This window comes from Bacillota bacterium, assembly GCA_040754315.1.
Taxonomy (GTDB): domain Bacteria; phylum Bacillota; class Sulfobacillia; order DUSP01; family JBFMCS01; genus JBFMCS01.
In genome coordinates this window covers 1-25,586 of sequence record JBFMCS010000057.1, presented here as the reverse complement: position 1 = coordinate 25,586, position 25,586 = coordinate 1, and the positions used below count along the sequence as shown (strand labels likewise).

Annotated in this window: 27 protein-coding genes and 1 pseudogene; 2 read left to right on the top strand and 26 right to left on the bottom strand. The window is 60.8% G+C overall.

Features of this window, described 5'->3' with window-relative positions:
* Positions 1-336 precede the first annotated feature (336 nt).
* From AB1576_13150 to cpaB, 9 genes are all read right to left on the bottom strand, one after another.
* Positions 337-1,287 (bottom strand): C-terminal binding protein, encoded by a 951-nt coding sequence (locus tag AB1576_13150; GenBank protein ID MEW6082682.1) that lies wholly within the window; start codon positions 1,285-1,287, stop codon positions 337-339.
* A gap of 343 nt (positions 1,288-1,630) precedes the next feature.
* Positions 1,631-2,068, bottom strand: coding sequence for a Tad domain-containing protein (locus AB1576_13145; GenBank protein MEW6082681.1), 438 nt, complete (start codon positions 2,066-2,068; stop codon positions 1,631-1,633).
* A 128-nt stretch (positions 2,069-2,196) separates the two neighbouring features.
* Positions 2,197-2,628, bottom strand: a complete 432-nt coding sequence (locus AB1576_13140) for a TadE/TadG family type IV pilus assembly protein (protein ID MEW6082680.1) — start codon at positions 2,626-2,628, stop codon at positions 2,197-2,199.
* Between the two features lie 2 nt (positions 2,629-2,630).
* The gene (locus AB1576_13135; protein ID MEW6082679.1) at positions 2,631-2,837 is read right to left on the bottom strand and encodes a Flp family type IVb pilin; all 207 of its coding nucleotides are present in this window, start codon (positions 2,835-2,837) and stop codon (positions 2,631-2,633) included.
* Between the two features lie 26 nt (positions 2,838-2,863).
* The gene (locus tag AB1576_13130; GenBank protein ID MEW6082678.1) at positions 2,864-3,712 is read right to left on the bottom strand and encodes a type II secretion system F family protein; all 849 of its coding nucleotides are present in this window, start codon (positions 3,710-3,712) and stop codon (positions 2,864-2,866) included.
* Between the two features lie 25 nt (positions 3,713-3,737).
* Positions 3,738-4,475 carry a type II secretion system F family protein gene (locus AB1576_13125; GenBank protein MEW6082677.1) on the bottom strand — a complete coding sequence of 246 codons (738 nt, stop codon included), beginning with the start codon at positions 4,473-4,475 and terminating at the stop codon, positions 3,738-3,740.
* A complete protein-coding gene (locus AB1576_13120) occupies positions 4,472-5,773 on the bottom strand; it encodes a CpaF family protein (protein MEW6082676.1) in 1,302 nt (433 codons plus the stop codon). Before AB1576_13120 ends, AB1576_13125 begins: the two co-directional genes overlap by 4 nt.
* On the bottom strand, positions 5,770-7,164 hold the full coding sequence (locus AB1576_13115) for a P-loop NTPase (GenBank protein MEW6082675.1): 1,395 nt from the start codon (positions 7,162-7,164) through the stop codon (positions 5,770-5,772). The genes AB1576_13120 and AB1576_13115 overlap by 4 nt, the downstream gene beginning before the upstream one ends.
* A complete protein-coding gene (cpaB, locus tag AB1576_13110; GenBank protein ID MEW6082674.1) occupies positions 7,161-7,856 on the bottom strand; it encodes a Flp pilus assembly protein CpaB in 696 nt (231 codons plus the stop codon). Before cpaB ends, AB1576_13115 begins: the two co-directional genes overlap by 4 nt.
* A 179-nt stretch (positions 7,857-8,035) precedes the next feature.
* On the opposite strand from cpaB, the gene AB1576_13105 reads away from it, so the two are divergent.
* Positions 8,036-9,403: an S-layer homology domain-containing protein gene (locus AB1576_13105; protein MEW6082673.1), complete on the top strand. Its 1,368-nt coding sequence runs from the start codon at positions 8,036-8,038 to the stop codon at positions 9,401-9,403.
* Between the two features lie 33 nt (positions 9,404-9,436).
* Here the strand turns inward: AB1576_13105 and AB1576_13100 are convergent, their stop codons facing one another.
* From AB1576_13100 to alaS, 17 genes are all read right to left on the bottom strand, one after another.
* Complete coding sequence (locus AB1576_13100) at positions 9,437-10,618, bottom strand: amidohydrolase (GenBank protein ID MEW6082672.1); 1,182 nt, start codon at positions 10,616-10,618, stop codon at positions 9,437-9,439.
* 119 nt (positions 10,619-10,737) lie between these two features.
* Positions 10,738-11,778, bottom strand: coding sequence for a PilT/PilU family type 4a pilus ATPase (locus AB1576_13095; protein ID MEW6082671.1), 1,041 nt, complete (start codon positions 11,776-11,778; stop codon positions 10,738-10,740).
* A gap of 36 nt (positions 11,779-11,814) precedes the next feature.
* Entirely contained in the window at positions 11,815-12,252 is a 438-nt protein-coding gene (locus AB1576_13090; protein ID MEW6082670.1) for a response regulator transcription factor, read from the bottom strand.
* A 92-nt stretch (positions 12,253-12,344) separates the two neighbouring features.
* Complete coding sequence (locus tag AB1576_13085) at positions 12,345-12,890, bottom strand: YqeG family HAD IIIA-type phosphatase (GenBank protein MEW6082669.1); 546 nt, start codon at positions 12,888-12,890, stop codon at positions 12,345-12,347.
* Positions 12,891-12,977: 87 nt separating this feature from the next.
* Complete coding sequence (locus tag AB1576_13080; GenBank protein MEW6082668.1) at positions 12,978-13,373, bottom strand: sigma-70 family RNA polymerase sigma factor; 396 nt, start codon at positions 13,371-13,373, stop codon at positions 12,978-12,980.
* Positions 13,351-14,826 (bottom strand): recombinase family protein, encoded by a 1,476-nt coding sequence (locus AB1576_13075; protein MEW6082667.1) that lies wholly within the window; start codon positions 14,824-14,826, stop codon positions 13,351-13,353. Before AB1576_13075 ends, AB1576_13080 begins: the two co-directional genes overlap by 23 nt.
* Positions 14,804-14,992 (bottom strand): hypothetical protein, encoded by a 189-nt coding sequence (locus AB1576_13070; protein ID MEW6082666.1) that lies wholly within the window; start codon positions 14,990-14,992, stop codon positions 14,804-14,806. The genes AB1576_13075 and AB1576_13070 overlap by 23 nt, the downstream gene beginning before the upstream one ends.
* 106 nt (positions 14,993-15,098) lie before the next feature.
* Positions 15,099-15,443: a sigma-70 family RNA polymerase sigma factor gene (locus AB1576_13065; GenBank protein MEW6082665.1), complete on the bottom strand. Its 345-nt coding sequence runs from the start codon at positions 15,441-15,443 to the stop codon at positions 15,099-15,101.
* Between the two features lie 47 nt (positions 15,444-15,490).
* Positions 15,491-17,218: a penicillin-binding protein 2 gene (locus AB1576_13060; GenBank protein MEW6082664.1), complete on the bottom strand. Its 1,728-nt coding sequence runs from the start codon at positions 17,216-17,218 to the stop codon at positions 15,491-15,493.
* Between the two features lie 61 nt (positions 17,219-17,279).
* Positions 17,280-17,765: a small multi-drug export protein gene (locus AB1576_13055; protein ID MEW6082663.1), complete on the bottom strand. Its 486-nt coding sequence runs from the start codon at positions 17,763-17,765 to the stop codon at positions 17,280-17,282.
* 6 nt (positions 17,766-17,771) lie between these two features.
* Positions 17,772-18,776 carry an endolytic transglycosylase MltG gene (gene mltG, locus AB1576_13050; GenBank protein MEW6082662.1) on the bottom strand — a complete coding sequence of 335 codons (1,005 nt, stop codon included), beginning with the start codon at positions 18,774-18,776 and terminating at the stop codon, positions 17,772-17,774.
* Positions 18,777-18,952: 176 nt separating this feature from the next.
* A complete protein-coding gene (locus AB1576_13045; GenBank protein MEW6082661.1) occupies positions 18,953-19,225 on the bottom strand; it encodes a DUF1292 domain-containing protein in 273 nt (90 codons plus the stop codon).
* A gap of 58 nt (positions 19,226-19,283) precedes the next feature.
* Positions 19,284-19,709: a Holliday junction resolvase RuvX gene (gene ruvX / locus AB1576_13040; protein ID MEW6082660.1), complete on the bottom strand. Its 426-nt coding sequence runs from the start codon at positions 19,707-19,709 to the stop codon at positions 19,284-19,286.
* A gap of 37 nt (positions 19,710-19,746) precedes the next feature.
* The gene (gene fbp / locus AB1576_13035) at positions 19,747-20,841 is read right to left on the bottom strand and encodes a fructose-1,6-bisphosphate aldolase/phosphatase (protein MEW6082659.1); all 1,095 of its coding nucleotides are present in this window, start codon (positions 20,839-20,841) and stop codon (positions 19,747-19,749) included.
* 13 nt (positions 20,842-20,854) lie between these two features.
* Complete coding sequence (locus tag AB1576_13030; protein MEW6082658.1) at positions 20,855-21,529, bottom strand: rhomboid family intramembrane serine protease; 675 nt, start codon at positions 21,527-21,529, stop codon at positions 20,855-20,857.
* Positions 21,530-21,636: 107 nt separating this feature from the next.
* Positions 21,637-21,888 (bottom strand): IreB family regulatory phosphoprotein, encoded by a 252-nt coding sequence (locus tag AB1576_13025; GenBank protein MEW6082657.1) that lies wholly within the window; start codon positions 21,886-21,888, stop codon positions 21,637-21,639.
* Positions 21,889-21,950: 62 nt separating this feature from the next.
* Entirely contained in the window at positions 21,951-24,596 is a 2,646-nt protein-coding gene (alaS, locus tag AB1576_13020) for an alanine--tRNA ligase (protein MEW6082656.1), read from the bottom strand.
* Positions 24,597-25,151: 555 nt separating this feature from the next.
* Here alaS and AB1576_13015 point away from each other — a divergent pair.
* Positions 25,152-25,586, top strand: a pseudogene (locus AB1576_13015) (hypothetical protein).

Below are 25,586 nucleotides of genomic sequence, written 5' to 3'. Positions count from 1 at the left end.
ATAGGGGACATAGACATATCCGTAGACCCCTCCTCCCTGCTTCATGGAGAAGAGATTCTATAGATGCTACCCGAAATCCTCTGGTTCCGATTCCCAGGGATAATATGTTGGCAGAAACATCTATTGGAAATTTTGAGGCTTAACCGAACACCAATGCGAACGCCGCCAGGTCTATGACCTGCCTCGCCTGGCCTCACGGTAACCGAACACCGGGCGGACAATCCTGCCCCTTCTGTTCTCCAGGTTCGCCGTAACTGGGATACGTCCGTTGAGGACGAAACCCGCGAGCCGAGGCTCTTGGCATTATCCTTACCTCCGGCTGCCGATGACCCCGTTTCACCGCCTGGGCAGCACGGGATCGGTGGCGGGCTCACCGGACAGAACACGGACTATCTGCTCCGCAGCCCTCACTCGCACCTCACGGGCAGACTCCTCGGAGTAGTAAGCGACATGCGGCGTGATGAGCAGGTTATCCAAGGTTAGGAGACGGCTGTCCCGGGGAGGTGGCTCCACGGTGGTGACATCCAGGGCCGCCCCAGCCAGAGTCCCGCTGGCCAGCGCATCACAGAGCGCATCCTCATCCACGACGCCCCCCCGTGAAGTATTGATGAGATACGCCCCCTTCTTCACCAGAGACATCTCAGGTTTCGAGATCAACCTGGCTGTGGCACCGGAAAGCGGTGTGTGAAGGGTAATGAAGTCGCTCTCCCTCAACAGTGTAGGCAGGTCCACCTGTTTCACGCCCGGCGGCCACCGATCCTCAGGGACAAAGGGATCGTGGCCTATGAGTTCTAGGCCGAAACCCTGGGCCTTCATGGCCACTAGCCGCCCTATGGCGCCCAAGCCCACTATGCCTAAGGCCTTACCCCGTAGCCTGATGGGCCGGACATTTCCGATCTCCCACCTTCCTTGACGCACCAAATCGTTCAGCCTCGCGAGGCCCCTGGCACACGCCATTATGAGAGCGAGGGTATGGTCAGATACCTCCTCGACACAGTACCCAAGCACGTTAGTCACCACAATTCCCGCCTCCACCGCAGCCTCCACGTCCACGTTGTCATAGCCTATGCCTTCCACCGAGATCACCTTGCACTTCTTTAGAACCTGGATGACCCTGCGGGTGATGGGGGAATACTCAACTAGCAGAGCGTCAGCATCCGCTGCAATGGTAGCCAGTGTGTCTTCGTCAGAACTGGGGGACAACACAACTCCAGCATTGATCCGGGCAAAGATTGGCTCCTCTATATCGAAATCAGGCCAGCTCCAGTCCCCTACTACGATCTTCACCAGTCCCTTCCTCCCCTGCCTCCCATTCCCTGTCCCGTGCGCCAAATCCTGGCCATCCCGGTGGTACACAGCCACAGGAGTCGGGACAAGTGCCCTGGCTATCTCAGTTTCCCACTGTCCATTGAGATTCCTCTTCGCCAGGATACCCCGCCTTCCTGCAAGGCCCCTTCCCACCATCGCCCCCGGCACCTCGCGGGGGCGTAACCAGCAGTGTGAACATGTGCCCCGGGCGGAGCAAGGGTCCCGCCCTTTGCGCAAGCTAGCCTTGCAGGCAGGAACTGGCCACTGCAACCGGCAACTGCCGGGAGATGACAGCCGGCTCCCAGGATATGATTTCGGGCGATCACTCCCTCTCCTTCACGGCCGACCTTGCCTTAACCCTGAGATTTACGCCAGGGATCCTGCCGAACGGCCACGGCAGTTCAATGCTGAGGCTAAGATCCACCTCCACCGTGGGGTCCTCCACCCCTCCTTCTTGTCTAGAAGTGACGGGGTTCAGGACCCTGGCAACCAGGTCTATGTCCTCATCTTCTGCTGTGGGAAACGATGCCTTAAGGTTGTCCAGCGTCCAAGTGCGCGCAAGTGCGGATCCCTCTTCCGGATCTACGTAGCGTTGCCCCAGGTAGAGCTTTTCCAGATCAAGGGCGTGCAGGCCCGCCAGGGCTCCCATATCTGCCGCACTAGACATTTTCTGGCGGGCCAGTACTACAAAACCGGTATTGAGCACTAAGCCCATGAGGAGCACCAAGATCGGGAGAAACATCACCACCAGAAACGCCACAGCACCCCTCTCCCTGGGCCCCCAAAGCCACCGTCTTATGCCAACCCAGGAGGGGGTCTGGTTAAGCCGCGTGGAGCCCTCCCTATGGCCACACCACCATGCTCCCTGTCGTGGTTGGATGGTTACCATTACCTCACCCTCTCACTCCGGGTTATCACCTCGGCAGTCAACGGCACGCTCCCTCGTACTGCTGCTGCGAATAGGGGCGTCTTGGCCTGGTAGGTGCAGGTCAGCCGTACCCGTATGGTCCAGCCGTAGGAAGCAGTGAAGGGTGAGATGTATATCTCGACGTCCTCAGGGTGAATCCCTCCCATTTCCAGCAGTGCGCCAATTCGCTCATACACTGCGGCTGTAGCCCCTCCCTCAACTGCAGCCCGCCTTGCCCCTTCCCTGGCCGCATGACTGAGCACCAGCTGGGTATTCATTAGCATCCCTGCGTCCAATATGCAGAAGAGCAGTAGCACCAGCAGCCATAACACAATCGCAAACTCTACGGCGGCAGCACCCCGGCTCCGCCGTAACCCCAGCCTCCAGAAGCGTCTCCACCAAACCGGTGGCACCTTTAGTTAGCCCCGGAGATCTTGTCGATGATGTCCTCCAGCTGGTTGGTCAATGCCTGGCCTAGCCTAGTAAGGCTTCCGATGAGCATGACCGCCACCAGGGCAAGTATAAGGGCATACTCCGCAGCTGTCGCCCCTCGTTGTCCGTGGCCCATCTTTAGCTTGCATGCCAACAGCCACCCGTAGAGCAGCTCACTTATTCCGCTCATTCCCCTCAATACCTCCATTCGGCTCTTCACCTGTGGATGAAGGCCAGGATGTTCGGAAAAACCACTAGCACTATGAGGCAGGGCAGGAAGAACACCGTAGTGCAGATGGTGAGTTTCAGAGGTACAAGGCTAGCCTTGTGCTGGAGTTCCAGGGAGCGTCTTTTTCGAAGGCTCCGGGCCTCTCTCACAAAGAAGTCTTTGAGGGGTGTCCCCAGCCTCTCCGCCCGGGCCAGCGCACTCGCGAAGGCGACCATCTCTTCCGCTGCGATTTCCTCCATCATGGGGCGCAGCGATGCCATGACGGTCTTGCCTGAGAGGAGATCTTGAACCGCCCGGGTCAGGTAGGGGGTAAGAATGCCGGAGTGAACCTGGCTGAGGTGAGCCAGAGACCGGATGAGGGGAACCCCCGCCGTAGTGTATATCACAAGGAAGTCCAGGATCTTCCCCAGCTCTTCTTGGGCAAGACGGCTCCGCCTGCGAGCATCCAGCCATAACCTCAGTACCGGTACGCCCATGCCGGCAAGGCCCCCCAGTGCCACTCCGGGGACGCCCCAAGCCAGCCCGGCCACACCCGCCAGCATCACCGCGGTGATGGCACACAGGGCCAGGATTTCCTCGGCGGCACCATGCTCCCGCCTCCCGGCCAGCACTAGACCGCGGCTCAGGTGGCTCCTGGTAGATTCAGGCAGTACCCGGCCAAGCCTCCCGCCCAGCCAAGCCAGGCCTGTCCTGGTCTTGGGCATATCCTGTTCCCGCCCCAGGACTGTCCCCACGTGGCGCTGGCTTACTGGCACGCGACTGCCGGCGTGGCCCCAGCGGGCCACCGCCAGGAGCATAACCGCACATGCTGCGAGAAGGCTGGATATGGCGACCATCGCTGCCCCTCCTCCCGTCCGGATGCTAAGCATCTGGGTCTCCCATGACTAGGCGGCCCACGATAATCACGCCTACGGCCCAGGACATCACGGCGTAGGCCAGGACCACCCTCCCCATGCTGTCTACAAGCATTGGCATCATCATCTCAGCGTGACTCAGGAACAGGTAGCCCCCCATGAGCGGAGGCATGGAGGCCAGGAAAACAGCACTCCAGCGGGCCTCTCCGGCCTTTGCCTGGACCTCCCTTGACCATTCCCTTCTCTCCCGGACCACATCCCCCAGGGCTGTCAAGAGGTCTCTTAGGCTGCCACCCTGAGTCTCGCAGACCGCAAGAGCCTCAACAAAGTGGGTGACCTCCGGCACGTTGATGCGTCCGGCCATTGCCTCCAGGGCTTCACTAAGAGAGACCCCGGCCTCATACTGCGCCAGGGCTCCCCTGACTTGCCGTCCTAGGGGACCCCTGGCTGATGTCGAGGTCGATTCCAAGGCCTGAAGCAGGCTCTGGCCCGCGTCCAAGGAGGCAGCCATCGCCTCCGCCATGTGCTCAAGGTCGCGCGAGTACACATCCCTCATCCTGCGCCTCCGCACCAGCCCAAGTGGCATAGAAACCAGAGCCAGGAGACCCGAGACGGCCCCCTTGCCCCTGGGGGGGGTCTGGATACGCGGCTTGAGGTGGAGCCGGGGGTTAAACGGGACACTGGCAAGATACACCGCAGTGACTGCCCCCCCAATGGTGGCCAGCCGGAATACTTCAGGGGTCATGAGGCTTCCCTCCTGAACCCAGGCGCGGGGTCTACCGACAGCCTTTCTTTGTAGTACCCGGGAAGCGCTCGCGGCAAGGCTTCGAATTCCCCGGTCACCCGGCCGCGAGGGTCCTGGCCCCTCACCCGGTACCTGAAAACATCCTGGAGCTCTAGGCGTTCCGCTGGCCCTCCCTCCTTTAGAACTAGGGATACCTGCATAACGCGTCTCTTGCCGTCAGACAGGCGAGCCAGGTGTATCACCACATCCATGGCAGACCTCACCTGTTCGCGTATGGCCCTGTGGGGAACTCGTTCTCCAGCCATCATCGCCATGGCCTCCAGCCGCCTAAGGGCATCCAAGCACGTGTTGGCGTGGACTGTCGACATGGAACCGTCGTGCCCCGTGTTCATGGCCTGTAGCATGTCGAAGGCCTCTTGCCCCCTAACCTCCCCCACGATGATCCTGTCCGGGCGCATCCTGAGGGCGTTCCTGAGGAGGTCACGCACTGTGATCTCCCCGCGCCCCTCTGAATTTGGCGTTCTGGCCTCAAGCCGGATGACGTGCTGGTGGAGTAACCTGAGCTCGGCGGAGTCCTCGATGGTGATGATGCGGGCTGCCTCGTTTATGAAGCCGGAGAGGGCGTTAAGCGTTGTGGTCTTGCCTGAGGAGGCACCCCCGGAGACAAGGATGTTCAGCCTGGATTCAACGCATCCCCTCAGGAAGTCACACATCTCTGGGGGCATCGTGCCTATCTCCACGAGTTCCGCCGCGGAGAGCACCCTGCCGGAGAACTTCCTGACCGTCAGGACCGGCCCCGAGAGGGAGAGCGGGGGGATTATGGCGTTGGCCCGAGACCCGCCAGGGAGCCTGGCATCCACGTAGGGACAGGACTGGTCGATGCGCCTTCCCAGTGGGGCCACCATCCGGTTTATGGTCTCCAGCAGGTGATCGGTATCGCGAAAGCGAATCGCGGTCTGGACCAGCGTGCCGTTCATCTCGACAAACACCTGGTGTGGCCCGTTGACCATAATCTCATCAACCGCAGGATCGTTCATCAGATCCTCTATGGGACCGTATCCCACAATTTCGTGAGTCACGCAGGTCGCTACCCGGTCCCTCCGGGACCTGGGCAGGCCGTAGCCTTGCTCAATGAGCAACTGGGAGACTACCTCTTTCAGCCTGTCGCGCTGGGAATCGTCAGTGCGAGCCCCAGCCAAAAGGCCCGGGTATCGCTCCAAGACCGCGCTCTTGGTCTCCCCGAGTGCCAGGGCGATGTCGGTGTCGTCTTCCTGGTGTAGTCTTGCTGGTCCGTTCATGTTTTGGACCTCCTTTGCCAGGGCCAGATCCCCCAGCCCCTTGGCTTCTCCAGAAAAGGCACAGGGCGGGCGGGGTATAACCGCTCTGCCAGCCCCGCCAAGGCCCTGGCAAGGGGTGCTGAGGGTGCCGCGTCCACTATGGGACGCCCCTGCAACACCGACTCCTCCACAGCCCTGCGGTCCTCTTGGATGCAGACGTGCGGGGCCACCCCCAGGAAGCCCTCAATCTGGTGCAGTGGTAATGGGGCCTCCCTATCCACCCGGTTCAGGACTAGTATGGTCTCCTGGTGCCTGTGCGAACTCCGCCGCTCCAGGGCTTCCAGTGCCATCTTGGTGGCGTGGAGCGCGGCGGCATCCTGAGTGGTCACCAGGACCACTCGAGTAGCCCTCCTAAGGCACTCCAGTGTGGAGTCTCCCCCCGACTCTGGGGGCATGTCCGCTACCACGTACTCAAACTTGGCCCCGGCGCTATCCAGGATGGCTGACACGTGCCCTTCCCTAATCAACTGCGCCGTCTCCGGCTTAGGCGGCCCCAGCAATACCTTCAAACCCGATGCTTTGTGTGTGGCCATATACCTGTCCAGTAAATCAGGTCCCATTTCTCCCGAATACGGCAGGAGATCCACTATGCTGGGAGCGCTGGCCATGTCCAGGTAAAGCCAGGCATCCGCGCACCCGAAGTCCAGGTCCAGAAGGGCAACCCTTCCCGGAAACGCCCGGGCTAAAGCCACAGCTAAGTTGCATGCGATGAACGTCTTTCCCACTCCGCCCTTAGGGCTATATACAAGGACCAAGTCATGGGAGGTAAGATCCCGAGGAGCCGGCTCCTTACCGGTTGCAGGCTGCGCTAGCCAGTGCCTGGGGTGGGTCAAGCCACCCTTCCGATCGTCTCCAGTCACTACCCCCTTTCGCCGATCAGGTCTGGGCATGTCAGGTATGGCTCCATGGGATGCCTCATTGACCGGCGGCTGGTACCGCGTCAAAGCACCTATCACCCCCTCCACGCTCTGGTGCAGGCCCAGCCACCGAGGTAACTCAAGGGCTCCGAGGGAAGAGGAAAGGGCCCGGTCCGTTTTTTTTGGGTCGGCATCCTGAACATAAGCCACCACATCGATACCCGGACCCCTAGCCCCAAGCCAACTGGCGAGTCCCTCAAGATCCCACCCCCCACTCTCGTTGCCGAAGACAATGACAATCGCCCTGACGGGCACCAGCGATACCACGGCCTTCAACGTCTCCAGGGCATCCATCTGAGCCGCAACCGGGAACCCCGCTTCTTCCAGTCGCCTGACCAGGTCGAGGCTGCGTCCCAAGATGACCACGGGCCCCAGGAGTGAATCCTCCCTATTCCTCCCCGCGGCCGTGGCTTCCATTGCCCACCTGCAAGTCATGGCCCGTTCCCCCCCGTCATGAGGAGGTCCCCAAGATCAAGGTCTCGCGCGCCGGAGAGGTCGCCCTTCTCGTGCCCCCTGCCAACCAAGAAGACCTGGCCCGAGCATAATGCCAAGGCAAGGGCCTCGGCCTCTAAAGGGGTTACCGCCAGCACCACCCCTAAGAAAGCCCCCTGGGCGTCATCCTCCATGGAGGCCCCACGGTCATTGCGAATGTCCAGGACCTCGAGCCCCTGGAGAACCACCCTTGAGAATGGGTTCTCCGAGTTCACGGGATCTGACACAAACACCACGTCCACGGTGTCGCCGGGGATCAACATGCCGCCAAGGGCCCTGGCGAGAGGCACTGGTACCAGGAACGCCCGGTCGCCAGAACCCAGAAAGCCCGAAGCGCCGTCAATTCCCACCCCGGCCAGCTTGTGGGATACCACCTGTTCCTGCCTGAAGAGGGGTACCGAGACTCGACGGCCGACCGCCTCCCTCACAGTAGCCACGGCATCAGGGTGAGCGGCTGAGGGATGAATGGATTTCAGTCGCAGACAGGATTCATCCAGGACCTCTCCGCGTCGCACATCCCTAGCGACTACCACCACGGCAACCCTTTCGTCGAGGCTGAGAAGGTAGGCGTAGAGCAGGGCCCCCGCAAGACAGGCCGTCACCACAGACAGGGTGAAGTAGAACCTAGATCTCATGAGACCACCTCGCCACGTTCGTCCTATCCAGATATTACCAATCCCCCAAGCGACAACACAAGCCCCTTTCTCCTGCAATTTCGACACCAAATTACTACCAGATCTAACAGGAAATGCCATGCGCCTCTAGAAATGACTTCAGGGGGAGGGGCCTACCCGTACCGGAGGGGGCGCTTTCCTTGTGTTTCCCATCTGTGAGATGGCGAAGGCTCCTGGCTACCGGATCGGTGGTAGCCCTCCTCACATGTGCAGGTTCTGCTGTCGCCGTGGCATCTGACCCGTGGTATGCCGACATGAGTAAACACTGGGCCCTTTACTACGTGCGGGTGATCTGGACGGAGGACGTGGCAGACGGGTACGTCACATCTTTCAGGTCCTCCTTCATACCAGACCAGCCCTGTACCAGGGCTCAATACGCTATGATGCTAGCCAAGGTGTTTCGCCTCAAGCCTCTCCAGGATGCCTCCCAGACCTTTCGAGATGTGACCAGAGACTACTACGCCTACCCTAAGAAACGAGCCTACGACTATATCGAGGCAGCGGCATCGGAGGGATTCGTTGTAGGGTTTCCAGGCGGCTGGTTCAGGCCAAACTGGGGCATTTCGCGGCAGGATACTGTATTGGCACTGGTGAGAAGCCTGGGTCTCTCGGCCTACGCCGCATCACTCACACCCAAGGAGGTGGAAAGGCTCCTGGCCAGGTACAAGGACTGGCCGGCGATCTACAGTGAGGCTCGTCCCTCGGTGGCGGCGGCCACCCGCCTGGGCATAATAGAGGGATACCCCGATGGCACCTTCAAGCCTACACGGGAACTCACTCGCGCTGAGGCGGCCACGGTCATCTACAGGTCCTGCCTCATCAGGGCCGAGGCCCGCCCCGCCCTGTTCTACCCTGACGGCGACGGGTTTGATGACTGGACAGAGGTGTTCCTCTACACCCTCAAGAACTCCAACCTCTCTGCATGGTCCCTGGCCTTCACGGATGCTGGGGGTGCCCAGGTGGCCCGTTTCGGCCTGGGGTCCTTTTTTGGCCGGCCAGGCCACCGGATCCCCGCCCCAGTGAGCATGATCTGGGCAGGGGTGAACACCGAGGGAAGGATCCTCTCGCCAGGCACCTATTTCTACCAAGCGAGGGTGAGGGACACCGCAGGACTCATTCACTACTCCGTGCTCAAGCCTGTTTCAATAGGCATCCGGAGCCTTAGCGCCTCCCTATCCCCTCAGAGGGTAAACCCGGGAGACAGGATAACCGTGAGCGCCGAGACTTCAGGATACGCCATGGGAGTGGCGCTCACGCTTCCGGGCGGCACGATCATGGAGATGGACCCCGTCTTGCCTATCCCATCCTACACCAATTCCTGGACTGCCTCATTCACCGTGCGGCCGGGGCAACCCGCCGGCCTTTATGATGTCGCGGTTAAGGCTGCCTTTCAAGGTCCTGAGAAGTTCGTCATTATCGGCTACGAGGTCGTGCGAACCCGTGGCCTGCCGGGAGACTTCGACCCCGAGGAGGCCCTGTCTAGCGTGGTCTTCGTCCTGGTTGACTGAGGGCTAGCCACACGGGTCGAGAAGAAGCGAGGCTTAGCGGCGGGATTTATGAAACATGCGGATCTCCTTAACCAGTTCGGGTATCACCAGCACGTCCCAGGCCGTGAGGGCCAGCGCTTTTGCCGCGGTTACGGTTGCCCTGAGCCCGCCTGGGCGGAGAGTGGCGGCGCCGAACTCACGGGTATGGGCTGGGGGAACCCGCCCCCCCAGCGACAGGTAGGCATGGACCGAGGGAACTTTCTGGCTTACGTTTCCCATATCGGTCGAACCCATGGAGGCCCCAGCATGGTCATGGATCTTAACCTTCAGGTTTTGCAGGTTGCTGCTGAAAGCCATAGCCAGGGGCACGTTGGTCCTCATGCAGAGGTAGGTACGAGCGCAGTAGGCAAACTCCACTCTAGCTCCAGCAGCCCGTGCCGCCCGGGTGGCACAGGCCCTTGCCCGAGTCTCCAGCTCAGGCAGGTTACCACCGCTGGATGATCTAAGGTAGACCATGACCTCGGCCAGGTCCGGGATGATGTTGGGGCTCACACCTCCCTTGGAGATGATTCCGTGAATGAGGACATCCTGCCCCATCTCCCGGTTCAATTCCTTCCAGGCATTAAAGGTTTCAATGGCAGCGTCCAAGGCGTTGACTCCACGGCTATTCCTGGAGCCAGCGTGACCAGCCTTGCCCCGGTACGTCAGCCTGAGGGCCACCCGCTCTGCCGAGGTCGCCTCCACGATGGTCTTAGCCCCCGGGTGCACCATCAAGGCGGCATCCACACCGCTAAGGCACCCCTTCTCAAGGAGGATAACCTTGCCTCCTGCTCCCTCCACGCAGCCCTCTTCCGCCGGGCAGCCCAGCACCATGAGCTCGCCCCCAGCGTTATCCATCATCCCTGCCAGGGCCAGCGCAGCCCCAACCGAGGCGGCGGCAATGAAGTTGTGGCCGCAGCCGTGCCCCAGTTCCGGAAGTGCATCATACTCGGCGAAAAGCGCCACCCTGGGCCCAGGAGCGCAGCCCTTCTTCACAGCCATGAAGGCTGTGGCTAGACCTGCCACCGGCCGGGACACGCGAAAACCAGCGTCTCCAAGTATTCCTGCGATCCAGTCCGAAGCCAGGGTCTCTGAATAGCCCATCTCCGGGTGCTGGTAGATGCGCCGGCTGAGGTCCCAGATAAGGTCCCTGCGAACCTCCACTCCCTGTACTATGCCTGCCCTGTCAATATCCACGTGAGATCTCCAAACCTACCCGTCGCATAGTTGCGCAACACCATCCCTAGCCTGGGGCGCCACGGGCCAACAGGTCAGCGCATGTTGGCACGCGGCCTTCCATCACTGCCCAGGGCATTTCAGTGTGATTCGAAGTGATCAAGGCCGCGAGCCCGAAAATGGTAGTCCTCCTCGCTTATCTTTCCCCTGGAGAGAAGATCCTGCAGGGAGGCTTTCAGGGATACCATCCCGTGGCGGGCCCCAGTCTGTATGGCTGATTGTACCTGGTGAACCCTGTTTTCCCTGATGAGGTCCCTTACAGCTGGCGTAGCCAGCAGGACCTCAAAGGCGGCAACACGCCCAGGAATATCCATCCGGGGAAGGAGTTCCTGGTACACGACGCCCCTCAGCACCGAGGCCAGTTGTACCCTTACCCGGTCGCGCTGGCTCGAGCCAAGTATGCCCAGGAAGAACTCAATGGCAGCGGAGACTCCCGCCTCAGAAAGAATGCACATTACCAGGCTGCTGGTTTCCGCAGCAGCCAGCGCCAACCTGGCGGTGTCGGCATCCCTTATGTGACTCAAGAAGATAACATCGGGGTCCTGCCGCAGGGCAGAGCGCAGCGCCGCCCGAGAGGACGGAACATCCACTCCTATCTCCCTCTGGTTCACCAGGCTCCTGTCATGGCGGTGCAGGTACTCAATGGGATCCTCCAGGGTGATTACGTGCGCATCCCGAGCGGCGTTTATCACTCCTATCACGGCTGCGGCCGTAGTGGACTTGCCGCTCCGGTCGGACCCGGTAATCACCAGCAGGCCCTTGGGTCCCATGGCCAAGTCCATCACGCACCGGGGAAGCCCGATCTCCTCTGCCTGGGGAATCGAGTGGGGTATCACCCTAATGGCCAAGGCGACGCTCCCTCTCTGGCTGTAGGCGCTGACCCGGAACCTGCCCATCTCAGAAGCGCTGTAAGAGAACTCCAACCCACCCCTGTCCATGAACCGATCCCATTGTTCCTGGCTGAGGATGTGCCTCAGCGCGCCCTCAGTGTCCTCGGGCCTGAGGGCCGGCCCATCCAAGCGTGTCAACTTGCCGTGAACCCGGGCCACGGGAGGACTCTGAACCGTAATGTGAAGGTCAGACGCACCGGCTGCAACGGCCTGTCGGAGCAAGGCATCCACATCCAAGGAGCCTCATCCCTTCCGGAAAACCTTTCGCTAGATTTCTACAGTCCCCATCGTAATCCTTGTCCCGCCCCCGCAGTGGTTGCTTTGGAAGCTCAAGACCGGGTTTCGCCGGCCTTTCTTCATGAGATCCCCTAGCCCCCCGAAATCGATGGGCTTCTTGAGATAAGCGTCAGCCCCAGCCTCCAAGGCCTGGGCGAGGACCTCCTCAGAGTCAAAGCTTGTGCAGACGATAATATTAGATTGAAGGCCGGAGGCACGGAGGAGGCGAACCGCCTCCAGGCCGTCGATGCCTGGCATCTTCACATCCACGACTATGACATCGGGGTTGGTCATCTGCGCCCACTTGACAACCTCGTGCCCATCACAGGCTTCGGCAGCAAGAGCGAAATCCAGGGGAAACATTAGGAGGTACTCACGAAGAACGGAACGGAACGCAGCACAATCGTCGGCCAGCAGGACCCTGAGCAAGTCATTCCCTCCCCAAACACTACAGGTTTTTCCTAAATTATAGCTGCCCCATAATGTCAAGATGTGTCATTCTATGGAGGGCTGGGAAGAAATCAGTTATTCTCTGGCGGCGGCTCACAACGAAAGGAGGGGGGGGTCAGCATTCCTTTGCGAGCAAGATGGAACAAGACCAGTCGCTCAACGACCCTCACCAGCCGGGTTCCGATAAACTCCCGGCTGCTTATGGGAACCACCAGGACGCTGAGGAGACCAAGGCGGTTGGCTCCCAGGATGTCCGTGAACACCTGGTCCCCGACCACGGCTGTCTCCTGAGGCGATGTGCCCATGATATCCATTGCCTCGCGGAACGCACGGCGCCGGGGTTTTGCAGCTCGGGGAATGCAGGGGATGCCGAAGATTCCCGCCAGGTGTCTCACCCTGGGGCCCATGTTGTTTGACACTATGCAGGCCTGGAGGCCCCTGGCCTTCAGCATCTTGAACCAGTCCAGGACCTCTGGCCCCGGCGTATCAGACCTCCAGTGAATTAGGGTGTTGTCCAGATCGAGTATTATTCCCTTCACCCCTGTGCCAGCCAGGGCCTTCACATCAACGTCGAAGATGGACGACACATAGGAAGCAGGGCACAGCAGCCGCAACATGGACAGCATCCACCACCTGTACTTCATTGCGTTGATGATACCATTTCTCCTCTTTCGCAGTGCTATCCTTCAAGGTGAGGGACTTCGCTAGACCCCTTTTAGCCCGGATCCCGTCTCCAGGGAGCGCGTGATGGCCTGGATCGCTCTCTTCTCGATGCGCGAGACGTAGGACCGGGAAATCCCCAGGACCTTGGCGATCTCCCGCTGGGTACGGCGAAACCCATCCCTCAATCCATACCTTAGCTCCAGCACTGCCCTGTCGCTGGTCTCCAGCTGGCCGATCTTGTCTAGCAGCATCTTCATTTCGCAACGCTGGCCCACGATCTCGGGCACAGAATCCTCATCTGTGCCGAGAACATCCAGGAGGGTTATCTCGTTCCCCTCCTTGTCGACTCCTATAGGGTCGTTCAGGCTCACCTCCGTGCGCGAGCGTTTGATGGAGCGCAGGTACATTAGGATCTCATTGTCGATGACAGATCCCACCGGCCTCCGGAGTACTCCTGGCCATCAGGGTAACGCTCCTCTCTCCAACCTCGATCCCTGCCACCAGGCACCTAACGATGGCCCTCTTCACCTCCAAGGGTAACCCCGCCTCCAGGACAGACAAGACGCCTTCGATCTCCTCGCCAGGGCCCGGTGTGGCGCGAGGCTCCCCCTGGAGCAAAGCCCCTTCCCTCTCCTTCAGTCTCTCTAGGGAGCTAAGGGCGTCGGCCCCCGCGGCCAACCCCAGCTCCATGGCCAGAAGGATCTGTTTGCGTGACCTTTGCACCCTCTCCAGCTCCATGCCGGCTCTTTCACGCCCGTGTCTACCCGGGGTCTGCCTAAGCCGGAGGAGGTGCCTCTCCAGTAAGCACCTGTCCCCCAGCCAGGGAGTGACCCTGGACCAGACAGCCTGCTCCAGGGCCTCGGCCTTGACAGACCTCTGGCAAGCCAACCCTTTCGCTGAAGATGACCTCCTGCAGGTGTAGTGCCTGACCCTCTTACCCCAGACACTCAGCCGGGTGCCTACCATGGGACCCCCGCAGGCCCCGCACTTCAAGAGGCCAGAGAGGAGGTAGTCACTCCTGTGGCGAAGCCTCCTGGACCTCTCCATGGTCTCCTGGGCCTCTTGCCACAGGTCTTGACTGACGATGGCGGGGACCTCCACGGGTATCCAGTCCCCCTGGGGACGTAGTCTCCCCCAGGTCTTTCCCTCTTCCCTATACTTGTTCAGGCTAACGCCGCTCATGTCCCGGCGGTTGGCATAGTACACCCCACGGTAGACCGGGTTCATGAGTATTTGCTTGATCGTTTGCCTGTGCCATGCCTGGGCCCCCCTGCGAGTGGGCATCCCCTCCTCCGTGAGGCACCGGGCGAGATGACTGAAGCCTCCTTGGAAAAAAACGTAGTCCCGGAATAAGCGCTGAACAACCCTGGCCTCAGCCTCTACCACCTCTAGGTTCGAGCGGCCAGGGTCGTAACGGTACCCGTATGGCTCCATGGCAAATGGCAGCTTCCCTGACCGGGCCTTCTGTCGCCTGCCGGCCGAGGTCCTTTCCCGGATTTTCTCCCTCTCATACTGGGAAATGGCCCCCCTCAGCTGGTAGAAGAGCTGCCCTTCTGGGGAGTCATCCCTTTTCAGGTTCACAAATACGAGGCAGCAATGGGCCTCGATTTCCTCAGTGAGGAACAGCTGGTGAGTGAGCCGCCTGGCCAGGCGGTCCGGGTCCCATACCACAACAGCCTGGACGCCATGGCCTCTCACCCTGGATCTCAAGGCATCCAGACCAGGCCTGGCGAGCACGGCCCCGGACACCCCTTCATCTGAGTAGACCTCGACTCCCGTGGCCCCGAGTTCCCGAGCTCTCCGGACGCACTCCTCCCGCTGGAAGGCAAGGCTGTGACCGTGTTCCGCCTGCTCGTCGGAGGATACCCTAAGGTAGATGGCAGCATTCATGGTAATCCCCTCCGGAACCCCGCTGGTGCATGCCCGCCTCCCTGCGATTCAGGTACCACTGGAGGAGAACCTCCAGTGCCCGGGTCTTCGCCTCCTCGCTCTCCTCGGGGCCCCCTACCGACCGCACCTCAACCTCCCAGTGTACAGGCTCACGGTACCCAGCCATGCTCCCACCGCCCTTCACCAGTAAAGGTCTATGCGGGCGGAGCCCGTCCCTATGTGGCTGGGGGAGTGGGTGTCTTACGAGGGCCTTCCAGAACCTGCCGCTGCCCTTAGGTCATGGAGGCCTCGTTTTCAATGCACCGTGCGGCATATGTTGCAAGACGGGTTCCCTTGTCGGGATTAAAGGTGTTGATGGCCTTGATGAGGCCTATGGTACCTATGGATATGAGATCGTCAGTGTCCTGACCGGTGTTGTCGAACTTCTTGACGAGGTGTGCTACCAGCCTGAGGTTCCTTTCCACCAGAGTGTTCTTGGCAGCGGTGCTGCCCGCCCTCATCTGGGCAAGGCACACCGCTTCCTCGTTGTCCGACAGGGGCTGCTGAAAACTGCGGGAATTGGCCAGGCTACCCATAAAGAACCGCCATGCCTGAATGATACCGGCCACGAGTGCCATGAGCTCCAAAGGTGACACCTCCCCGTTGGAATCAGCTATCATGCTATTCACCTCTGGGCCAGACTGTGCACGGCCAGCACCGGTATTTCCTGGGAACACCCGGGCCCAGGCCAGGCAGCCAAGCCTCGGGGAGACCTGAGGGCCATTATGCCTTGGGCTATCTCGCGGAACACCGGTGCCGCCACCAGCGGCCCGGACATGCCTTCTTCAACGAGGACCGCCACGGAGTAGCGGGGTTCATCCATAGGGAAGTAGCCAACAAACCAAGCGTGGGCCGCGCTCTCACCCGAGGCATCCCTGCGGCCGGTCTCGGCGGTGCCGGTCTTCCCGGCAGCCCCGGCCCCCTCAACAAATGCCCTCCTGCCTGTTCCTTGCGTGGTGGCCACCCCCAAGGCGACCCGAAGGTGGGCCGCAGTCTGGGGGCTCATAACCTGTTCCGCCCTGGGAGGAGCCCCCCGGTAGAGTGTTTCTCCGTCCTGTGCCCTTATCTCCAGCACCAGCCAGGGCTCCACCATCAAGCCATCATTGGCCACCGCCGCCACCACCCTGGCCATTTCCAGTGGAGTCACCAGGAGCTGCCCCTGGCCTATGGCGAAGTTCGCAAGCCCCCTGGGTCCCAGGTCATAGAGATTGGGGAGGGAGCCCGAGGTCTCCTCCGGGACACCCAGGAACCCTCCTTGTCCTATGCCCAGGCCTGCGCTGTATCCTGGCAAGCCTCCGGGCTCCATCAGGGAAGCCATCTTGATGAAGGCAACGTTGCAGGACTGGGCCAAGGCCTCAGTGAGGTCGATCTCACCGTGTCCCCCCTCGTTCCTCAGGTAGCAGCCGAAAACCAATCCATCCACATCGACCTCGCCATTGCACAGGTACCTGGCAGGGCCCAGCCCCCCCTCCAGGGCTGCCGCCGCCACCACTACCTTGAAGACTGAACCTGGCGCAAATGCGCTCACGGCCCTGTTTACCAGGGGAGCCCCAGGAACACCCAGGCAGGCGGAAACCTCGTCCTGGCGGTAGTTAGGCCGGGAGGCTAGGGCAAGAACCTCTCCCGTGGCCACGTCCAGGATCACCACGGCACCCTTCTTAACGGCCCTGTCCATTGCCGTTTCCACTACCCTCTGGAAACCCTCGTCAATGGTTAGCACAACGTCGGTGACGGGTGCGGCTGCTTCATCCAGGGAGAAGCCCAGCCCTGGTATCAAGCCATGGTTGGCATCTACCGAGACGGTGATGGTGGTGGCCCCGGTGGTGTCCAGGTACCGGTCAAGGCTGGCCTCAACACCAGCCGCTCCCTTCCCGTCGGAGGACCGCACATGCCCCACCAGGTGCCTGGCCATGGAGAGCCTCCCGTAGCGCTGGCCCACTGGAACCGCCAGGGCTCCGCGCCACTGTCCGGAAACCATGGCCATTGCCTCCTGGTGTTCGAGTCCCCTGGCCAGCACGAACGGGCTCAGTGTGGCCGTGAGACTATCAGAGAGGTCAGAGATCTTGAGGCCAAGGCGGGCAGCGTGGTCCCTGGCAAAGCGATCCGGGTCAGTGAGACCCCCAGGGAATATCATGAGGGCCCATCCCTGTTCCGGGCAGCTCAGGTCAAACCCGTTCCTCCCGAGGACCCTGCCCCTCGAGGCTTGCACGGGGAGGGTAACCCTGCGCTGTGAGACGGCCATCTCGCGGAGGGCGCCGCCCAGGGTGACCTGCCAGCCGTAGAGCCTGGATCCCAGGAAGGCGTAGAGCAGCACCACAATGGATAGGGTAATGGCGATCCTGGACCTGGCCACCCACATCTCCCCCGACCTCGGTGTTCCTGGATATTATTGGCCGGGGCAGGGCCGGATATTCTCAGGGCACTGTGAAGGCATACCAGGATAGTAGTGTGACTATGGCGCCGGCGATGGCAGTGCCAGCAGCGATGGCCAACATGGAGGACCCCAGGCGCATGCCCAGGAGGGACGCGGCGAGGGCACCCGTCCAGGCACCAGTGGATGGCAGGGGCACCGCCACGAAGATGCAAAGCCCCACTAGACCGTAGCGGTCAAGGAACCCCTGGAGGCCCTTTGCCCTCCCGTAGAGGTACCTCACGACCCTGCGAAAGCGGCTCTTGGTCTTGAGGTAGGCTACGGCAGGCCTGAGCAAGAGGAGGAGCACCGGCACTGGCAGCAGGCTTCCGAGCACACCCAGGAGATAGGCCTCAACCGGCCTGAAGCCCAAGGAGAAGGCCAAGGGTATGGCCGCCCGCAGTTCCATCACGGGCATCGCCGCCACCCAGAGAACAGCCAAGGCCTCCTTGATGCCCATTGCAGGTGCCACCAGGCTGTCGAGTCCCATCAAGTACTATCCCCCTGGTTGATACTGGGCCTTGTTCTGGAGATGCTCAGCGTAGGTCCTGCTGAACACGTGGGTGCCGTCGTTCCGGGACACGAAGTATAAGTAGTCTATGTCCTCAGGGAAGAGCGCTGCCCGGATGGATGCCTCTCCTGGCGCGGCTATGGGGCCTGGCGGGAGGCCGGCGTATAGGTAAGTGTTATAGGGTGAGTCGATTTCCAGGTCTGCATAGGTCAACTGGCCGTCCAGGCGCCCGTGGGCGTAAAGCACCGTGGGGTCTGCATCCAGTTTCATACCTATACGAAGCCGGTTGTGGTAAACCCCAGATATCGTGGTGCGCTCACTGTCTACCATGGCCTCCCGCTCGATGACAGAAGCCAGGATTACCACTTCGTGAAGGGATAACCCGAGTTCCTCAGCCCGTGCCTGCAGGTCTTCACCGAACACCTCCAGGAACTGCTGGTACATCAGGGCTATTATGTCTTCCTCCGTTGCCCTCTTGGGTATCTTGTAGGTTTCGGGAAACAGATAGCCCTCCATCGGCTCCGGGAGTTTTGCCCCTGGTGGCAGGTGCTCATGGTTCAGCGGGGCTTCCCGGGTCAGGGCAAGAAACCTGTTCGAATCAACCAAGCCCAAGGCTTCCAGGAGGTTGGCCGTCTGGACTACCGTAAGTCCCTCCGGGACCGTGAAGGGGTACGTGGCGGTTTGTCCCTTCACCAGGAGTTCGATGATCTCCGGCAGGGTCAGGCCCCTTGGTATCTGGTATTCCCCAGCCTTAAGCTGGCCTGAGAGGTTAGACTTCCTCACCGCAAGCCAAAAGCCCCAGTCGCTCTTGATGAGCCCGTGCTCCAGAAGGATCCGCGACACACCCCGGGCATTCATCCCAGGAGGAATGACCACAGAAACCTCTCCACCTGGGGGTACAGGCTCAGTGATGAACTGGAACCCCCAATAGCCCAAAAACGCCGCAGATGTCACCAGCAGCACAAGGCCAAGCAGGATCCTCTTAGGCAAATGCCCTTACTCCCCTCCCATTTGCTTTTCCTATTATACGATGGGATGCCCCGGACAGCAACGCTCCCAGGGAGAAGAACAAAGGGGAAGCCGGCCTGTGGGCGTGGGAGACCCCCTGGCCGGCTTCGTTCGAGGCATCTAAGGGCCCGCGGTTTCACCCGGGCCCCAGTAAACACTCAGTCTAGGTCGTCCTCTTCCTCCTCATCCAGGGACGCCTCCCAGGCATCGGCGACCCTCTTCCATTCCAGATCGTCCTCCACCTCGCTGAAGACCTTCTCGCCCTCGTCGTCTCCTTCGACCCTCAGGATAATCCCTTCATCCTCGTTTTCACTGTCCAGCGGGATGACTATGGCATACTCGTTCCCGTCAACCTCAATCAGGCCCTCTATGCTGAACTCGTGCTCCGTGCCGTCTTCATCTATCAGGACCACGACCTCGTCTTCTTCCATGACAAGTCACCTCTTCCAGTATGGGCTAGACCTATTCTATATGTCCACCCCTCCAGTGTCAACGGGCTGGGCCTGGCGTTTTCCGAGCTCTCTGGTCCAGGTAGGACTGGAGAATCAGGCAGGCTGCCATCTTGTCCACCACCATCCGTCTCTTACGGCGAGAGAGATCCGCACTGATGAGGAGCCTTTCCGCCTGCCTGGTAGTGAGACGCTCATCCACCGTCACCACCTCAAGGCCGGTACGCTCCCTTGCCATCGAGGCAAACTCCATAGCCTTCGTAGCTGACGGGCCGCTGGAGCCATTCATGTTCCTTGGGAGCCCCACTACTACCGTAGTGGCACCGTGGAGCGAAGCCAGTTTGGCCACGGCCTTCAGGTCGTCCTCGGGGTTCTTCCGGCGTATCACTTCAAGTCCCTGTGCTGTCAGACCCAGCGGGTCGCTCAGGGCTACTCCTATCCTGGTTTCCCCAACATCAAGAGCCATTATCCGCCCGGGTTCGCCAGTGGGGTTCACCTGAACCTCACTCCCCTATGTCGCTGAACCGTCCAAGGAGCTTCTCCATGACCTGGGGCATTGTTGTGTATTCCATCTCGTCCAGGTGGAGGCGGTGCGGCTCGAAGGGACCAAGCCTCCTCATGTAGTCAGCGATCTCGTTGGCCATCGCCCTGGCCCTGTCGAAGGATTTATCCTGGAACATGTCCCTGGGGCCCACCAGCCGGCCTTCCGCCAGCTGGAATCCCAAGGCTACAACCCTTGGGGGCCCGTCGAACCGGGCAGGGGTCGCATCCTCCAGGGCTACAGGCATGAGCGGGCCGCTGTGGGAGCCCCTCATCCAGCCTGACACCAGGTGAGGGGTGCTAAAGGGCTCCAGCACCTCGCCCACGGCGGGAAGGCCACTCTGGCAGCGCACTATGCATACGGGATCATCCTTCCCTACATACCTGCCAGCCATGAGGTTGAGCCGCTGGGTGGAGGTAACCGCCCCTACTTCGCCGTTCCTGCTCATTACACACTTGACCACATACCTTCCCGGGGCGCCTATGAACACCAGGAGGTCGTAGACCTCCATTGGGGTCCGGAGCGTGATCTTTTTGTGATCTATCAGGTCATGTACCTCGAAGTCGAAACCGTCATGCATCTTAGGGTCAATAACCAGCCCAGCGGTGTTGAAGGGATCAGCGAAGATCTTAAAAAGGGGGAAGTTCCACGCCCCCGGTTCGGTCTTGTCTGCCATGAACACCACGATGGGCTCAGACACGCGCTCCTCGAACTCCATCTCGGCACAACCGGGCCCCAGGCCCTTGATGTTGCCGGAGAAGGCATCCGCCAGGAGATCCTGTCCTGCGCCGTACAGTTTGAGCTCCCTGGCCCGCTCAGTACAAGCAGCAAACACATTCCAGGCCAGCTCGTGGACGCGATTGGAATCAACCCCCTGGGCATGAGTCATGATAAGGTTCACGTCGTCCCCAACATGGGTCACATGGTAGTCGATCAACAAATCCGAGGCGGCCATGTGCTTCTCGGCCTCCTCCAAGAGGCAGGGATGGACACAGGAGTGCCCAACATAACCCCCGACATCCGCCTTGATAACGCTGAGTGTAATCCTTTGTCCCACGCTTTCTACCTCCTTAGAACTCTCGCCGCTTTCTGGGCCGAAGCAACCTGGCAGCAACCGTTCCACTGGCGAACCCCCCTATGTGGGCCCACCAGGCGACACCCTGGGAAACCTGGACGCCCAGGTCTAGGAGACCAAAAGCCAGCTGGATCACAAACCACAGCATCAACAGGATTGATGCAGGAACCTCCGCCAGGTGCAGGAAGATGCCAATAGGGATGAGTGTCAGCACCCTGGCCCTGGGGTACAGCAGGAAATAGGCCCCCAGGACCCCTGCCACCGCTCCGCTGGCGCCCACCGTGGGAATTGCGCTCTGGGCGTTCGCCAGCACGTGGGCGGCGTTTCCCGCCACTCCCGCACCTAGATAAAAGAGGATAAACCTACCACGTCCCAGGACATCCTCAACATTGTCGCCGAATACCCAAAGGTAAAGCATGTTACCGATGATGTGCGCCCAGCCGCCATGGATGAACGTGGCTGTCACCAAGGTCAGGGCGGCGTCTCCCTGGGCAAACAAGGGTGATTGTGAGATCCTGGCAGGGACAACGCCATAGCGGCTGAAGAACACGTAGAGGCCAGGCTGGTCCAGGCTGAGTTCAAAGAAGAACACCGCCAGGTTTATGGCGATGATGGCCACGGTGACGACAGGGAAACGGCTTGACTTGACGTTGTCCCTCAGTGGTATCACCAACGGTCCACCCTTTCAGCCCTAATGCGGCCTCAAGCACCTAGCCATCCCCAGAGCAGGACAGGGCTGGCGTCACGTCACCAGACCAGGGAACGCGGGGACCCTCATCACCTCTCCAGGTAGTTCCTGACCAGCTCTTCCAGGAGCTCGTCCCTCTCCAGCCGGCGGATGAGGCTCCGGGCTCCTCGATGGCTCGTCACGTACGCCGGGTCACCGGAGAGGAGGTACCCGACGATCTGGTTGATGGGGTTGTAGCCTTTCTCCTTCAGAGCCTCATAGACGGTGGTAAGCACGTCTCGGGCCTCGCACACCTCGGCCCTGACAGCGAACATCCTCGTCTTTTCGGAAGATTCGTTCATGCTCTCACCCCCGCGCCCTTTTCCCCGTAGTGGTTTCGGCAACTGGATCCATCTTTCCTCCATTAGCCCAGAGGCTCTCCCCTGAGGCTGCTCTCGATGGCCTTGAGTGCTTCCGACAGCGCCTTGGGAAGCCGCTCGGGATCCTTGCCCCCAGCCTGTGCCATGTCCGGCCTGCCGCCTCCGCTGCCCCCCACCTGGACTGCGGCCACCTTCACCAGGGCACCGGCGTGGATGCGGCCGGTGAGGTCCGGCGTAACCATGGCCACAAGGCAGGCCTTGTCTTCAATCCTCGCCCCTATGATGACGACTCCGCTTCCGATTTTGTTCCTGAGCAGGTCGCCACTTTCCCGCAGGGCCTCCATGCTGGGCACCTCGATCTCTGCGGCCACCACCTTGGCCCCTTCGATCTCCAGGGCCGAGCCAGCCAAGGCCTCCACCTGGCTCCGTCTCAGCCTCGAGCCGAGCCTCTCCGCTTCAGACTCGGCAGCCTTCAAGCGCTGGGCCAGTTCCTTCACCCTGGCAGGTACTTCCTCAGGGGATACCTTTAGGGTGCTCGCCACATCCTCCAGGAGGGCCTCCCTGGATCGCGCCAGGCTCAGGACGTTCCGTCCAGTGACAGCCTCCAGGCGCCTGAGTCCTGATCCCACACTGGATTCACCCAAGATCCTTACGAGGCCGATGCGTCCTGTGCTGGAAACGTGGGTACCCCCGCAGAGCTCCCGGGATATGCCGTCCACGGAAATCACCCTGACCCGTTCCCCATACTTCTCCTCAAATAGGGCTGTGGCCCCGGACCTCTCGGCCTCCTCAATGCTCATCTCCTCTGCGCTCACCTCCAGGTCCGCCAGCACCCACTCGTTGACCTGGTCCTCCAGGGAGCGCACCCTCTCGGGCCCCACAGGCTCGAAGTGGGTGAAATCGAAGCGCAGGCGGCTTGGCTCAACCAGGGAACCCGCCTGGTTAACATGCCCTCCCAGGATGGTCCGCAGGCCTTTGTGGATCAGGTGTGTGGCAGTGTGGTTCCGGGCTGTATTCGCCCTAATGGCGCCATCCACGTCGGCAACGGCGGGGTCTCCCGGCCGGATCTCACCGGTCTCAACCACGCCCTGGTGGACGATGACGCCCTCGGGGCTTCCCTTCACCCCGTCAACCCGGAGGATGCCTGAGGGAGTACGGATTTGCCCCCTGTCGGAAACCTGGCCCCCACCTTCGGGGTAGAAGGTGGTTACGTCTAGTACCACCAGGACCTCTTCCCCCTCCTGCGCAACCCCGGGGGTGCCTTGGGCGAACACCGCGAGCACCGTGGAGTCGTGGGCAAGGGTGTCATAGCCCACGAAGGTGGTGGCTTCGAGCCCGTCCAGGGAAAGACCATGTTCCTTCATCTTCTGGGCCCGCCCCGCCCTGGCCCTCTCGCGCTGGGCAGCCATGGCCTTGTCAAAACCGGCCCTGTCCACACTGAGTCCGTGTTCTTCTGCCAGGTCCTCAGTGAGGTCCAGGGGGAAACCGAAGGTGTCATACAGGACAAAGGCCTTGTCCCCAGGGATGACGCTGGACCCCCCCTCAGCTACCTCCCTTACCATTTCCCCGGCCACCCTCATGCCATCGGAGAGGGTCTCCAGGAAGCGTTCCTCTTCAGACATGATCACCCGTTCCGCAAGCTCCTGGCCCTTCCGGATCTCCATGTAGGCCTCGCCCATCTCCAGGACCACTACCCCCACCAGAGAATGGAGGAAGGGACCCTGGATGCCCAGGCGTTCACCGAAGCGCACCGCCCTCCTGAGGATCCGCCTGAGCACGTAGCCCCTGCCCTCGTTGGAGGGCATGACCCCGTCACCGATGAGGAATGTCAAGGAGCGGATGTGATCGGCGATGACCCTGAAGGGAAACCCCTGGGGCCCCGGGGCATACTTTAACCCGCTCATGTGCTCCACGGCATCGATGACTGGGCGCAGGAGGTCTGTCTCGAAGTTGGTCGGGGTATCCTGGAGGATCGCTGATATTCTCTCCAGCCCCATGCCCGTGTCTATGCTTGGCCTGGGGAGAGGCGTCATCCGCCCCGTCTCATCCCTGTCATACTGCATGAACACCAGGTTCCACAGTTCCAGCCACCGGTCGCAGTCACACCCCCCTATCCCGCAGGTAGGTGCGTCACACCGGAGGTGCTCGCCCCGGTCTATGACCAGCTCGCTGCAGGGTCCGCAGGGCCCTGTGTCCCCCATTGCCCAGAAGTTGTCCTTCTCGCCAAGGCGGATGATGCGGGTCTCCGGGACCCCCGCCACCTCTTGCCACAGCCCGTAGGCCTCATCGTCGTCCCGGTACACTGTAGCCCACAGCCTCTCCGGGGGCAGGCCTAAGACCTCCGTGAGTAACTCCCAGGCATATCCTATGGCCTCTCTCTTGAAGTAGTCCCCGAAGGAGAAATTCCCAAGCATCTCAAAGAAGGTGTGGTGCCTGGCGGTCCTCCCCACAGTCTCCAGGTCGTTGTGCTTGCCTGACACCCGGAGGCACTTCTGGGATGTCACGGCTCGCTTGTAGGGCCTGGGATCGTTGCCCAGGAAGACCTCCTTGAACTGGACCATGCCAGCATTGGTGAAGAGCAGCGTCGGGTCCCCCTTGGGGACCAGGGGGGAACTGGGGACCACCTCGTGTCCCCGTTCATTGAAGTAGCCTAGGAAGGTGTTTCGAATGTCTCTCGATCTCACTGGCATCCCCTCTTCTACAATGTAAAAGCCCCTCTCCAGCAACCCTAGTTGCCAGGGACGAGGGGCTTCCTCGCGGTACCACCCTGCTTGCCGGGCCCTCGCGGGCACGGCCACTCTCCGGGTGCACACACCCGGGCGCTTAACGGGCGCCACTCGCCGCGCTAAGAGCGGGGCTCCGGGATGGCCTCCGGGACCGGGCAGGGCTCATCTCAGCCATGTAAGCCCTCTCTGAATGCCCCTGTCTACGGTTCTTCCCCATCACAGCCTCTATATGGTTGGATTATAACCCAGGAGCCCGCCAGCGTCAACGGACGGAGCCTGGCGGGGGACTATGAGGGTTATGCTATTTACATCCGCTGAGCGTACAAAGACAGATCTGGTTGTCAAAATCTTGTTCAGGAAGAACCCTTCCCTGTCTCCTAGTAGAGTTCCCTGGTTTTGCAGTAAGGCAATAGGGCCAACTTGCTAAAAGAGCCTTGCAAGCAGTAGCTTGCGGTTAAGGACGGCCTGCAGATGCATCTACGCCGGCAGATGAAGAATAGATTCGGGAGAAGCACCGACCTGGTTTATTACGACGTCAAGAATTACTACTTCGAGACCGACAGGCAGGACGAGATGGAAAGCGTGTCCAAAGAGCACCGCCCGGACCCGATCGTGCAGGTAGGGCTGCTCATGGACACAAAAGGTATCCCTGTCTTATATGATCTTTTCCCGGGCAACTCTCCGAGTACGATCGCAAGGCAAAGGCTGACCGTGAACCCGTCCTCTTAAAAGCTCGGGACCTGGCAAACAACCCTGCAAAATACAACAAGGCCACCTCCTACGGTGCTGCGAAATACGTGAAGAATCTTGTTTTCGACCCGGATACAGGCGAGATCATGACTACAAAGCAAAAGCCCGTATTCGATGAGAAGAAATTGCGCGAGGAAGAAAAATTCGATGGCTACTACGCCATCGTCACCAGCGAGTGGAAAAAGAGCGACGAGGAGATCATCG

Coding starts and splice junctions, on each gene's coding strand:
- AB1576_13055 (MEW6082663.1), bottom strand. CDS start 17,765: ATGGGACTCGACAGCCTGGTGGCACCTGCAATGGGCATCAAGGAGGCC.
- cpaB (MEW6082674.1), bottom strand. CDS start 7,856: ATGAGATCTAGGTTCTACTTCACCCTGTCTGTGGTGACGGCCTGTCTT.
- alaS (MEW6082656.1), bottom strand. CDS start 24,596: ATGCCAGTGAGATCGAGAGACATTCGAAACACCTTCCTAGGCTACTTC.
- AB1576_13075 (MEW6082667.1), bottom strand. CDS start 14,826: ATGAATGCTGCCATCTACCTTAGGGTATCCTCCGACGAGCAGGCGGAA.
- AB1576_13085 (MEW6082669.1), bottom strand. CDS start 12,890: ATGTTGCGGCTGCTGTGCCCTGCTTCCTATGTGTCGTCCATCTTCGAC.
- AB1576_13135 (MEW6082679.1), bottom strand. CDS start 2,837: ATGAGCGGAATAAGTGAGCTGCTCTACGGGTGGCTGTTGGCATGCAAG.
- AB1576_13115 (MEW6082675.1), bottom strand. CDS start 7,164: ATGACTTGCAGGTGGGCAATGGAAGCCACGGCCGCGGGGAGGAATAGG.
- AB1576_13130 (MEW6082678.1), bottom strand. CDS start 3,712: ATGGTCGCCATATCCAGCCTTCTCGCAGCATGTGCGGTTATGCTCCTG.
- AB1576_13070 (MEW6082666.1), bottom strand. CDS start 14,992: ATGGCTGGGTACCGTGAGCCTGTACACTGGGAGGTTGAGGTGCGGTCG.
- AB1576_13120 (MEW6082676.1), bottom strand. CDS start 5,773: ATGAACGGACCAGCAAGACTACACCAGGAAGACGACACCGACATCGCC.
- AB1576_13065 (MEW6082665.1), bottom strand. CDS start 15,443: ATGGCACTCGTGGCCGGTATCATTCAGGCATGGCGGTTCTTTATGGGT.
- AB1576_13045 (MEW6082661.1), bottom strand. CDS start 19,225: ATGGAAGAAGACGAGGTCGTGGTCCTGATAGATGAAGACGGCACGGAG.
- AB1576_13025 (MEW6082657.1), bottom strand. CDS start 21,888: ATGAACGAATCTTCCGAAAAGACGAGGATGTTCGCTGTCAGGGCCGAG.
- AB1576_13125 (MEW6082677.1), bottom strand. CDS start 4,475: ATGACCCCTGAAGTATTCCGGCTGGCCACCATTGGGGGGGCAGTCACT.
- ruvX (MEW6082660.1), bottom strand. CDS start 19,709: ATGGCTCTTGATGTTGGGGAAACCAGGATAGGAGTAGCCCTGAGCGAC.